Source organism: Alkalicoccobacillus gibsonii, from assembly GCF_016798245.1.
Taxonomy (GTDB): domain Bacteria; phylum Bacillota; class Bacilli; order Bacillales; family Bacillaceae_D; genus Alkalicoccobacillus; species Alkalicoccobacillus gibsonii.
On the sequence record NZ_JAEUZA010000005.1, the window covers coordinates 144,193 to 156,801 of the forward strand.

The following is a 12,609-nucleotide window of genomic DNA, read 5'->3' on the forward strand; positions in this document are numbered from 1 at the left end:
AAAACCTAACCTCTCAGCAGGACATGCGAGAGATTAGGCTTTGTGATATATGTTCATGTACAGAAATACTTATTTAATTGGGATCCAGATCTCCGAATATAAATCTGGACTGTTTGGATCCTCTTCCGTATATAATTCAAATTCTGGTGTACCGGCATGCTCATATCCAGTGGAAGTGAACGATTCGGAGAAGATTTGTTTCCACGCATTTTGCATTGCAGTAGGCATGGGTCCATGTACTTCAAAGACCGCCCACTTGGAAGCTGGAAGTTTTAAGCTTGCCATCCCTTCAGGTACCTTTCCAGCATGGGAGGTTGCCACCCAATATTCAAACACATTAGCCTTCTTCTGTTCCTCACTGACTTCTCCACAAACACCTAACACTCCTTTTACTACCCCATCATTCAATTGAAATAGCAACTCGCTTGTTCCATTTCCATTAACCTCTTCCCAAAATTCTGGAATACCTGCTACGTTTTCATCCTCCCCCACACTAGAAAATTCTCGCTTCACGCCAATAATTTGAAACTCACCTTTCTCTACTACGCTATACTTCATTGGTTCTGCCCCTTTCAAGGTTACCTGGATCATCAGGCGATTATAGGATTGCAGCTTCCCTTTATGCTTTCGTGCTTCACTTGGATTAAACCCGTGCTGTCTACGAAATGCTTTCGAAAAAGCCTCAGGAGTGTCATAGCCATATTTATAGGCAAGGTCAATAATCTTCGCGTCTGTAGTTAGTAGTTCTTTTCCGACCAATGTTAATCTCCGACGCCGTATGTAGTCACCAACCGTACATTCAGTCAGCACTGAAAAGGTTCGTTGGAAATGAAAAGGCGACACATTGGCTTGTTTAGCAATACTTTCTATTGTGATATCTTCCAGCATATTTTCTTCCATATACTCTATTGCCCTTTGTATTGACTCCACCCATGCCATGGCTTTCAACTCCTTAAAGTCATCTTAGCAACAAATAAAAAATGGATCCTGTCAATCTGTGCTTTGTTGTGGCAGCTAAGTATTTTCGATTTGAATTTAAAACTGAAACTTACCCTGATTCATCAGCAGCACTTCCTTTCCATCTTTCTGAACACCAATCACTTTCATATCTTCCGTACCAAAAGCTACATTGACATGCAAAATGGATGTGTTAAGTCCGGCTGCTTTCAATTCGTTTGTTGATAAATTATCACCATTTTTAAGGTTGGAAGGGGACGCATTTCCAATACCAATATGGCAGGCCGTATTCTCATCAAACAACGTGTTGTAAAAGAGAGTATCTAGTTGAGCAAGAGGCGATCGGTTAGAAACTAAGGCTATCTCACCCAGGTACCGGGAACCCTCCTCTGTCTCGATAAGACTTTGTAACACATCTTGTCCTGAGGTGGCATGGTAATGGTCAACTCTACCATTTTTAAAAGTGATGGACACATCTTCAATTATACGTTCACCATAGATTAATGGTTTAGAAGCTACTAGCTTGCCATTCACTTTATTCTTATGGGGGGCTGTAAACACTTCTTCAGTAGGAATGTTTGGAAAGAAAGGTACTCCCTCTTTATCTCTTACACAACCGCCAAGAAATAGATGATTTTTTGGCAGGCCAACCATTAAATCTGTCCCACGGCTATTTGTGAAATGCAGGGCTTTAAGCTGGGTTTCATTTAGAACCTTCTTTCTAGATTCAAATGCTTTATTATAATGTGTCCAGTCCTTTATTGGATCTTCTCCATCAGCCCTAGCTCCATGTAGCATCCGTTCCCATAACAGTTGAATGGCTTCTTCTCTAGGTAATTGAGGAAACACTTTATTTGCCCATACGAAGGAAGGTACGATTAGAATACACCATCGTATCTCATGTGATCTAATCTTTTTATGGTGTTCATATAATCTAGTACGGTATGCTTTCTCATATCGATTTATCCGTTCAGAGGCAACGCCTGTGAAGGCCTCGAAGTTTTCAGAACGAATATGAATATAGGCAGCCCCGGCTGCGTTCCATTCATTAAAGCGATCTACCTTCCAGTTAGGAATGTGATCGATCGCATGATCTGCTGCATGTAAATAAAACTCTTTTGTAGATTGTTCATCTGTCCAATCAATGATGACGTTTGAAGCACCCGATTCATACGCAAATCGTTGAATGAGTCGTGCGAACGTAACATGTTCTATATCGCTATGAATGATCACTAATTGATTCTTCTGTACGTTTACACCTAATTGAACAGCAAGCTCTGCATACTTTGCTAACTGTTTTTTGCTTACGTATTCATATATTTCGTTCAGCAATCATTCACACCTCCTACACGTATACTAATCTACCTTTATTATGTAATTTAATCTCAATCTATACAATACCACTCGTGGGGTGTAATGTGTTTTTTCTTTTTTTATTCGTTTGAGGGGCTTAATGTAAAATAAATACCCTCTTGCTATAATACGCTTAGAGGGTTTACATGTAATACTATGGTTTCTGTTCATAATTTTTGATTTACAATTTTTTATATCTGTACGTACAAAATATAGCATATACCAAGCTTAACAAGGTGATAAAGGGAACTGCGCCAGCACTAACATTGTATTCTAGCAGTTCCCTTCCCCTTATCAGAAGAAATAACGAACCACCAATGAAGCAAAAATAAAAGATCATACTTATAAAGAGATAAAATGACTTTTGCTGCTCCATTATTAGCATCTCCCCTCCTAAACTTAATACGCAATCCCCACACGCGCACGTACATAAGATGGATCCGTCAACTGATCATACGTAAATTGGGCTGTATCTTTAACCGAGATTTTCACTCCTTGATTTGGTAAAAAGTCCTTTTCTACTCGGTACTTCCCTATCCGTTCTCCATCAGGCAAGTAGGTTGGGCACACAATCGTCCAATCAAGATTCGATTGCTCGATAGTCTGATACGCTTTATGGTGTTCCTCGGCTGCACGAGTTGTTTTACGCTTGGAATCTGGTGACTGATAACGCAATAGCTCTGGATGGGTTCGACTTTGCAGGATACCTGCAGTGCCAATCGTGATGATCCGCTTGATTCCCTTTTCCTCCATCACTTGAAGGATAAGTGGCATACTTTCAGATAAGGTTGTTGTTCCATCTGTGTTTAGTGCACTAATCACTACGTCTACATCTGAGATTGCAGTGTGTAGGTCTCGTTTGTTTAGTACATCCCCTTGAACTACGTGTAGATGTTCATCCGTGCTTGTTAGTTTTTCTGGAGTCCGTACGAGTGCTGTCACTTGATGTTGATCTTCTAGAGCTAATTGGACTAATTCATTTCCAACTCGACCTGTTGCACCTAATATAACGATCTTCATGCTTCCACCTCTAAACCTAGCTTTTTCTCTTAAGATACGTGTACCCTGTTCACTCCGTATTCATTCTTAAAACAAATAAAACGACGAACAACCCAGTTCCACCAGATCGCTCGCCGCCTTTAACGTTTGTTTAATGCACCGCAGTTAATTGACATTTTTTTATATCTTGAATAAACGCTTCAACATGTTCTTTTTTCGTGGCGTAGCTTGTGCAGATTCGCACGACGCTCTGGGTATCATTAATCTTTTCCCAAATGGAGAAAGAATAGTGTTTGCCGAGCTCCGTTAACACCTCATTTGGCAAGATCGGAAATTGTTGATTGGTTTTAGAGTCATATCGTAAGGAGAATCCTCCTTCAACAAACGCTTCTCGGATTATTAACGCCATGTCCACGGCATGCTTGGAGATCCTAAGATATAAGCCATCTTCAAACAAGGTTTCAAACTGGATTCCAAGAAGTCTTCCTTTTGCCAGTAATCCGCCTCTTTGTTTGATTAGATAACGAAAATCCTTCTGCAAGCGTTCATTCGTAATGACAACTGCTTCACCAAATAATGCGCCTATTTTTGTTCCCCCTATGTAGAAAACATCACAGAGTCTGGCGATATCTTCTAACGTTAGGTCTGTACCTTCAGAGACTAAGCCATACCCAAGTCTTGCCCCATCCAGAAACAATGGCAAATCACATTCTTGGCATACTCGTTTTAATTCTTCAAGTTCTGACCTGCTATAGGTTGTTCCCATCTCAGTTGGATGTGAGATATAAACCATCCCAGGCTGTACCCTATGCTCAGGTGTCCCTAGGCTCATATGTGCGTCATATATCTCTTTCACTTGGCCCGCTTGGACTTTGCCATCTTCACTTGGCACCGTAAGAACCTTATGACCCGTGGATTCAATGGCTCCCGTCTCAAGACCGGCAATGTGTCCTGTAGTTGCAGAGACCACGCCTTGATGAGGACGTAGGATAGATGAGATGACCGTTGTATTTGTTTGAGTTCCACCAACCAAAAAGTGAACATCTGCATCATTGGCATTACACGCTTTTCTTATATCATTTCTAGCTTTCTCACAATGCTCATCGGTTCCATATCCAGCGGTTTGTTCTTCATTGGTCTCCACAATTCGTTTCAGAATTTTTTCGTGAGCACCTTCACTATAATCATTTTCAAATCGTATCATGAATCATTCTCCTCCAACCTTGGCTAAACACTCAATTGACTAGCACAGAAGCATGGAATTATTTTATGATTCCATTCTACCATGTATTCTCACAGAATAGACAAATGATTTGTTCTGTTTTTGTGGAAAAGTCATTTTTGAAAGTGCTTCCTTCGTTTTTGGAGCATCATTTGATCCTTTATTTTAGCTTTTATGGCATATTTTCTTTATCAATCAACTCGTACTCCTCTGTATAAGATCCTTTGGCCAGTACCCTTACAAAGGTTCCATTATCTAGAATTGTACTTGTGCTAAACACCACTCGTTTAGTCTCTCCCTCTTCATTTACACCTTGCAAACGATATTTGTATCGTCCATTATCGTCTGCCGGTGCCTCTTGAACCTCTACATACACATACTCTTGGGAAATGAGAGGATTAAACCGATCAAAGCTCTCGCGAAAGATAAAGTACAGGCTTGCTACTGCCACAATCAAAATCACAGCTGTTATCAACGCTTTTTTCATCATTTATTTTCCTTTCTATAAAGCACGCTTAACGATACGTTTGTAATATCCGATCGTGAAGAGTGCAAAGAGTAAGTAGATGACGATGTACACTGTCATACTAATGACTATTGGCGTCACCATACTTGTAGCCATTAGAACCGAACCGACATTTAACGCAAATGCAGCATGCATCAACCCAACAACAAGAGGAATCACATAGACAAAAACCTGTTTACGAATGATTCCCCGAAGAATGTCACTTACTTGAAATCCAAGCTGTCTCAATGTTCGGTAGTGGCTTGTTTCTTGTTCAGCTTCTGTCATTTGCTTAAAGTACAAGATACTACCCGTTGAAAGGATAAACACTAAGCCAAGTAAACCGGCGATAAAAATAAGGAGACCAAAGGTTTGGAGAGATTCTTCATATGCAGAGTAAAAGTCTGTGATAAATGCGTCGGGGTCAAGACTTGACAAAAAAATTGTAGAAGCCGCCTCAGCATTCTCTGTATCAACTAATTGAAAGATATTAAAACTCACCAACTCTGATGTCTCTCCCTCTTGAAGATGATTCTCTATACTTCTGAAGGTTTCCTCAGAAACAACGATCTGCTCCCCGTAAAACCGATAATTCATCACATTCTCAAGTTTGAATTCAGTCACAACGATCTGACTTGCATCATTGTATTCAATTGATTTAGGGAGCGAAATATCATTTCCTTCAATAATTGCTCGTGTATTATAGTGGATTGCCTCTCCCGTTTTCGGTGTTTCAACATCTAATCCTGCATGTACCAACTGCTCTGCGGAGAAAAGCATGAATGCTCGATCTAGAGTTGAACCTTGGTTAACCCATGTCCCTTCGAAACGAATGGCCTCTAATTGATCTGTCTCATATGCAATATTTGCTTCATCTAATTGAAAAGATATTTGTTCGGCCTCGTCTTGCATATTTTCCAAAGCAAAGTCAAAAGGCATGGCGAGCCTAACATCTTTCTCGGTTGAATAATACAAAGAATACGAAAGAGAAATCATTGTAATCGTCATCGCTGAGAGCACAGTAATCAGTGTTAACGAATTTGCATGCCCTTTAATTCTGTGCATAAACGATGCAACAGATAGGCTATGATACAAGCCAAGATGACCATTTTTCTTCTTTCGAAATGTATTGAATAACCAACTGATGGTTGTATGAAAGAGTAAGTAGGTTCCAAGAATTGTACTAGCTAGAACGATAATCATTAGAAACATCAGCATATCTGCCTGCTCTACAATGAAAGTAGACATGTAATAACCAAATCCAATTAACACAAATCCCATAACCCCCAGAAAAATGGAGACGATAGTTGGTTGCTTGACCACTTCTTCTTTTTTATGACTTGCTTGAAACAGCTGCAGTAATGTACTACGATAGATCGTCCAAATGATCTGTAGCGATGTGAGGATGATGAGACACGTAAAAACAATAAGAGTTTGTATAACCGCCATTCCTGAGAAAGGAAGACCAATCACTGTCTCAAAACCAATCATATTCATAAAAAGAAGCATAAAAAGTCTTGAGAGAACCGTCCCCACTATCAAACCAATGCCTAATGCACAGAGTCCAAGAACGGCATGCTCCGTAATGAATACCCGCGCAACCCATGCCTTAGACAAGCCAATCAATTGATACAAACCAATTTCCTGACTTCGCCTTCTGATAAAGATCGTCGTCGCATACATCGTAAATACGATGGTAATTAGAATAAGTAGAATGCCTGCCACTTGAAAGCTTGTTGAGAAATTCATGCTCGCTTGATTCATCTCAATGATCATTTGGTCATTTTGAAGAGTGGAAAAGATATAATACAAACTAATGCTAATGATCATTGCGAAAAAATAGAGATAATACATGTTAATATTCTTTCGCATACTTCGAAAAATTAGCTTTTGTGTATTCATGTCTATTTCCCCCCACCTAGGACCGCTTGCATATCTAAAATGTCCTTAAAGAAGGCTTCTCTTGTTTTTTCTCCGCGATACAATTCTGAAAAAGTCTGTCCATCCTTCAAGAAGATCACTCGGTTACAATAGCTTGAAGCAAGTGGATCATGCGTGACCATCACGATTGTCACTTGACGAACCTGGTTAATTTCATGCAAGTTTTCAAGTAGATTCGAAGCTGCTTTCGAATCAAGAGCACCGGTTGGTTCATCAGCGAACACAAGTGAAGGCGAATGAATAAGAGCTCGCGCTGCAGACGTTCGCTGCTTTTGACCTCCAGAAATTTCAGTTGGGTACTTATCAGCTAGATCTGAGATTCCGAGCAGTCCTGCAATGGCTTGAAACTCTTTCTCAGCCTGTTCTTTACTTATCTTTGTAAGTGAAACAGGCAACAGGATATTTTCTTTTACGGTTAATGTATCAAGCAAGTTATAATCCTGAAAAATAAAGCCTAAATAACGTCGACGAATGGTTGAAAGCTGTCGATCTTTCATCTTGGATAGTTCATGGTCATTGATAAAGATTTGGCCTTCTGTGGCACGATCAATGGTTGCTAATGTATTTAGAAGGGTTGTTTTGCCTGAGCCGGATGGACCCATAATGCCTACAAATTCACCCTCCAATACACGAAGGTCAATCCCCTTTAAGACCTGTTGTGCACTCCCTTTTGTTCCAAAGGATTTACGAACGCCCTCAGCTAGTAAAACGGTTTGTGGCGATTTGTGAGAATTCATATTTCACACTCCAATCAAGTTGTTCTATAAACAGTGTAGATGGAATTTGGCGTAAAATCGTATCAATTAGATGATAAAAGAGGACTTAATGTGATATTTTTGTCACGTTGACTTTATGTAAAAAAGGAGTCTGGCCAAACGATTGACCTGACTCCCAAAACGTATGCTACATAGATGATTGATTGATCTGATCAAAGGAATTAATTTGTGGAAAAATCATAGAGACTGATGTGCTCTCATTAAAAACGGACGAAACATGAAGCTGAATCTGTAGCTTTTTGCTAATGACTCGTGCAAGATACAAACCCATTCCCGTTGCACCGTGCTGCACTCGTCCATTATCACCCGTAAATCCACGATCAAATATACGCGGCAAGTCGTGAGCTTTAATCCCTGGTCCCTCGTCTTTGATTGTGACCATCACAGATTGCTCATCATTCTGCTCCGTATGAATACTGATTGTCCCGCCAACTGGACTGTATTTTACTGCGTTGGTTAGAAGCTGCCGAATCACAAACCCACACCACTTTTTATCCGTATGTACAATAGACGCGGGATCTCCTGTTAGCTGAATCGATATATTTTTATCATGACACCAACTCGACAACTCACGAATTTCCATGCGCAATAGTGTTTTTACCTCTAGCTGTTCTGGAAGTAGATCCGTATCCAAGGTTGCAAGTCTTGATATGTAGAGCTGTCTGTCGAGCAATAAATGCACCTTCAACCAATTGGATTGAAGACGTTGGGCTAATTCGTTTGATTGGTGCGCATCCAACGTAATCTTCATTGTCGTTAGAGGAGTTTTCATTTCGTGAACCCAAGCTGCGAGATCGGTCTGGTTAGCTTGATTTGAGGCGTTATTTTCCGAACGTTTCGCTTTTTCGTATTCATATACGTTTTTCAGAATGGAATACATCTCTCCTTCCGGAAAACGACTACTCGGTTGAGGGATACGTTCAAACCACCCCTCGTCTACTTCATTCATTTGAGATCTCAGGATTTTATAGTAGCTCGTTTCTTTTTTATATTGAACGAGCAAGAATACAATTGATAATAGTAAAAATAAACCATTTAAATAAAGGATCGAATCGAGTTCTACTTGAATTCCCGAATCAACGAATAATAGGGTATTGGTCAGTAGAAGCAGTAATACAACGAAACCAATCCAACTCTTCTTATAAATAAGATAAGAAACAAACAATACTCACCCTCCTAAAGTGTAACAGCCATATAGCCAAGCCCTTTTTTAGTCACGATCCCATCAGATAAATGAATCGTAGAAAGCTTTTGCCGTAGCCGCGTTATATTGGCCGTAAGTGTATTGTCATTAATATATTGATCATCCTCCCAAAGCATTTTCATCAACTCATTACGCGAAATGATTTGGTTCGTTGATTTGACGAGAACGGAAAGAATAAAAAACTCATTCTTCGTTAGGTCAACAGATGTTCCATCCTTATAAATATCGCCTCTTTTTAAATCAATCATTGCTTGATTCCATTCAATTACATCAGACTGTGCATCTTCGTACGTATATGTCCGACGAAGGATTGCATTTACTTTTGCAAGAAGAACGTCCATATGAAAGGGCTTTTGAACGTAATCATCTGCACCAGAATTCATCGCCATAATCATGTCCATCGGATGGTCTCTCGACGAAAGAAAAAGAATTGGTACTTTAGACACTGCGCGAATCTCTCTGCACCAATGGAAGCCATCAAACTGAGGTAGCTGTATATCAATCATTACAAGATGCGGCTGATTTGCAATGAAGCCTTCCATGACATTTGAGAAATCAGTTGGACTACTAACGTTAAAAGCCCATTGTCTTAACCCCTCTGTTAACGCATCTAAGAGTTGAGTATCGTCTTCTATGATAAAGATGTTCCTATTCATGTCGCGGCCTCCTTTGCTTCTAGTCATTTAATCAGTCAACAATTCTTCAAGACTCAAATCCGTTTTAATGAGGTAACCCTTGTATAAAAAATGCATATTGTCTGTGTTTAAATAATAGAGTTCCTCCGTTGAGTGGCTCTCTTCATGTTCAAGAATGATCGGTAGTCCTGTATCTTCAAATGACATTTCATATGTTTCACTTCTAGGACATTGATTCACTTTTTTAATAAAAGCCTCTATCTCTTCTGTGTCTAATATGATCTCCTCACCTTGATCTGAGTGAACAATCATTGAACTATAGCTTGAATCTAATAAATTACTTAGGAACACATTGTTACAGGTGTTGGACGCATAGATTGCAAGAGCAAAAGTAATGATAAAAAGAACAGACGTTAGGTAGAAGACCTTCTTTGCCATCACATTCCTCTATTCACTATTTTTCTATTAGGATATCACACTATTCTGTTGTATCTGTCTTCTCTTTACGAATAATTACCTATATCTCCAAAAGATTTCTTGACAATATGGGGAAATCTCTTTAATCTATAAAACGTAATAATTACGATCGTAACCGTTACGATTAACAATTAATAGAGAGGGAGATTTATTTGAAAAAATTAGCTTTCATATCATTTGTACTTGCCTTACAAGTTGCACTTGTTGCCTGCGGTTCTGAAAATGAGCCCACGTCCACGTCTACCCCCGAAGAGACCGATGCAACAACTTCGGAAGAAACTGAAGCACCTGAAACGGCCGAGATTCATATCGAGGGCTTAGCCGATCATTATCACACGGGGGATCAGGTAGAGCTAACCGCATCTCTCAGTGAGGATGTCGATTATGATCACTGGCATTGGTATACGAAAGAAGAAGAACAGGACGAGTGGGAAGCTGCCTCCGGTCAAGAAGTTCAAACCTATTCAGGAGAAGCAACAACCGATGGATTACATATAAAAGCAACTCTTTATAACAATAATCATGAAGTGTTTGCTGAATCGGATCCAGTCTCAATTAAAATCGATGATCACCACGGTCATGATGATGAAAATAAGCAAATATATCAGGGGTACTTTGAAGATGATCAAGTAGAAGATCGTGAGTTATCTGATTGGGAAGGCGACTGGCAATCTGTTTACCCTTACCTTGAAAATGGAACACTTGATGAAGTGTTTGAACATAAGGCTCGGCATGGAGACATGACGGCTGAAGAATACAAAGACTACTACACTGTAGGATATGAAACAGATGTTGAACGCATTGTGATTGATAACGGACATGTTAGCTTCTATACAAATGGTGAAGAAGCATCAGGAGATTATGAATACGACGGATACGAAATTCTTACGTATGAAAAAGGAAATCGCGGGGTTCGTTTTATTTACAAGCTAGCGGATGATGCTGAGTCAGACGACTTACCTCAATACATTCAATTCAGTGATCACATTATTTTTCCATCAGAATCCCATCACTATCACCTTTATTGGGGGGACGATCGTACAGAACTTTTAAACGAAGTGACACATTGGCCAACGTACTATCCATCTGAATATGATGGGGACGATATTGTTCGCGATCTATTGGCACACTAAGTAAGAAAGAACGACTAAATACCAAGAGATCGAATTGAAATACATCTCTTTTAGACTAAAATACATCGAAAAATCTGTGAATACATCCGGTTTCATACGAAATACATCCAGATTGAGCTGTAATACATCCAGTTTCCTGTCGAATACATCGGATTCGCGCAGCCTCTGCCACAAATAAAAGCCAGATGAATTGATTCATTCATCTGGCTCACTTTTTATTTCGTTGTTGAGACTGGTGCTTGTTTTTTGAGTGCAATTCTAGCCATACAGATCACAAGAGCCACCGCCATAATTAAAATCAATGGCATAAACTCCTGTGTCACACCTGTGCCACCAAAGATAACGGTAAAATACCCATCAGCTGCATACGTTGCGGGCAGCAAACTTGAAACGGTTTGATAAAAGGTTGATAGCATTGCAATTGGCACAATGACGCCTGATGTGACAAGCTGCATGGAAAGTAGAACGATGTTCCCCATCATTCCAGCTGGTCCAAACAAAATTAAGAAGACCTGCGAAACGATTAAGAAAGATAGGAAGACTAAGAATTGATAGAACCACACTGTCCAAAATGGAAGGGTCACTTGAATATCAAAAAACGCAATCAGTCCATACGTTAAAAAGGCAAGTCCTGCACTTACGATTACATTTAAAAGCTGACGTGACCAGAACACGTTCCATTTTTTAAAGCCTTGACGGTTCAGCGTAATGTCCGCAATCTGGATCTGCATGTTCATTGTCATTGACCCTACAAATGAAGCAAGGACTAACATCATCGGAATCATTGTAGCTGCAAAGCCTTCTGTATCATTAATTTTATTAATATTGGCTTGGATTGGAGCCACATCAACTGCTTCTAATGACGTTGTAAGCTCCTCTCCAATTGCCGCAATTGCTTGCTCAGGTAACCCGCTCTCTTCAAGCTGTGTGGCCAGTTGCTCTCCACCCATGACAAGCTGTTGTTTCGCTACTTGTTCATTCACTGTTGTTGTAAACTTTGTCGCGATCTGCTCAAGTGCTTGTTTTCCAACCGTAGCAGATGCTTGGTTAATAGAGTAGGTGATTTCAGCTTTCTCGTCTGATCTCAGCATGTTTGTGAAATTGTCTGGAATATGGACAATCATTTGTATCTCACGATTGTTTAGAGCTTCAGTTGCCTCGTCCTCTGACATTGATGTCTCAATGGTAAGAGGTAAGTGTTGTTCAATTTGTTCGGCCACCATTTGTCCTGCTTGTGCATCGTCATTAATGAGTGCTACTTTAAGCTCTGTAATTCTCTCTTGCACCCCGTCGTATGCTGTTAACCATACAAAAAAGAATACAAGCTGGAACACCAGTGCTGTGACAATTCCTGCTTTTGTTTGTGGAAGCTTAAGTAACTGTTTAAACGTATTCATTCTGTTTCCC

Annotated in this window: 12 protein-coding genes; 1 reads left to right on the forward strand and 11 read right to left on the reverse strand. The window is 39.9% G+C overall.

Annotation, left to right across the window (positions count from 1 at the left end; all coding sequences use genetic code 11):
• Positions 1-69: 69 nt before the first annotated feature.
• The 10 genes from JNO66_RS17635 to JNO66_RS17680 all read right to left on the reverse strand — a co-directional run bounded on the left by JNO66_RS17635 (position 70) and on the right by JNO66_RS17680 (position 10,030).
• Complete coding sequence (locus JNO66_RS17635) at positions 70-939, reverse strand: AraC family transcriptional regulator (protein ID WP_203090503.1); 870 nt, start codon at positions 937-939, stop codon at positions 70-72.
• Between the two features lie 96 nt (positions 940-1,035).
• Positions 1,036-2,289: an aminopeptidase gene (locus JNO66_RS17640; RefSeq protein ID WP_203090504.1), complete on the reverse strand. Its 1,254-nt coding sequence runs from the start codon at positions 2,287-2,289 to the stop codon at positions 1,036-1,038.
• A 420-nt stretch (positions 2,290-2,709) separates the two neighbouring features.
• Positions 2,710-3,330: an NAD(P)-dependent oxidoreductase gene (locus JNO66_RS17645; RefSeq protein ID WP_203090505.1), complete on the reverse strand. Its 621-nt coding sequence runs from the start codon at positions 3,328-3,330 to the stop codon at positions 2,710-2,712.
• A 130-nt stretch (positions 3,331-3,460) separates the two neighbouring features.
• On the reverse strand, positions 3,461-4,513 hold the full coding sequence (locus JNO66_RS17650; protein WP_203090506.1) for a threonine aldolase family protein: 1,053 nt from the start codon (positions 4,511-4,513) through the stop codon (positions 3,461-3,463).
• A gap of 190 nt (positions 4,514-4,703) precedes the next feature.
• On the reverse strand, positions 4,704-5,018 hold the full coding sequence (locus JNO66_RS17655; RefSeq protein ID WP_203090507.1) for a YxeA family protein: 315 nt from the start codon (positions 5,016-5,018) through the stop codon (positions 4,704-4,706).
• A 15-nt stretch (positions 5,019-5,033) separates the two neighbouring features.
• Positions 5,034-6,938, reverse strand: a complete 1,905-nt coding sequence (locus tag JNO66_RS17660; protein ID WP_203090508.1) for an ABC transporter permease — start codon at positions 6,936-6,938, stop codon at positions 5,034-5,036.
• 2 nt (positions 6,939-6,940) lie between these two features.
• A complete protein-coding gene (locus JNO66_RS17665; RefSeq protein ID WP_203090510.1) occupies positions 6,941-7,714 on the reverse strand; it encodes an ABC transporter ATP-binding protein in 774 nt (257 codons plus the stop codon).
• 166 nt (positions 7,715-7,880) lie between these two features.
• Positions 7,881-8,918: a sensor histidine kinase gene (locus JNO66_RS17670; RefSeq protein ID WP_203090512.1), complete on the reverse strand. Its 1,038-nt coding sequence runs from the start codon at positions 8,916-8,918 to the stop codon at positions 7,881-7,883.
• Positions 8,919-8,929: 11 nt separating this feature from the next.
• On the reverse strand, positions 8,930-9,613 hold the full coding sequence (locus JNO66_RS17675) for a response regulator transcription factor (RefSeq protein WP_203090514.1): 684 nt from the start codon (positions 9,611-9,613) through the stop codon (positions 8,930-8,932).
• 27 nt (positions 9,614-9,640) lie between these two features.
• Complete coding sequence (locus tag JNO66_RS17680; protein ID WP_203090516.1) at positions 9,641-10,030, reverse strand: hypothetical protein; 390 nt, start codon at positions 10,028-10,030, stop codon at positions 9,641-9,643.
• Between the two features lie 191 nt (positions 10,031-10,221).
• Here JNO66_RS17680 and JNO66_RS17685 point away from each other — a divergent pair, with 191 nt between their 5' ends.
• Positions 10,222-11,202, forward strand: a complete 981-nt coding sequence (locus JNO66_RS17685) for a metal-binding protein ZinT (RefSeq protein WP_203090518.1) — start codon at positions 10,222-10,224, stop codon at positions 11,200-11,202.
• Positions 11,203-11,417: 215 nt separating this feature from the next.
• On the opposite strand, the gene JNO66_RS17690 is transcribed toward JNO66_RS17685, so the two are convergent.
• A complete protein-coding gene (locus JNO66_RS17690) occupies positions 11,418-12,599 on the reverse strand; it encodes a YhgE/Pip domain-containing protein (RefSeq protein ID WP_203090520.1) in 1,182 nt (393 codons plus the stop codon).
• Positions 12,600-12,609 lie beyond the last annotated feature (10 nt).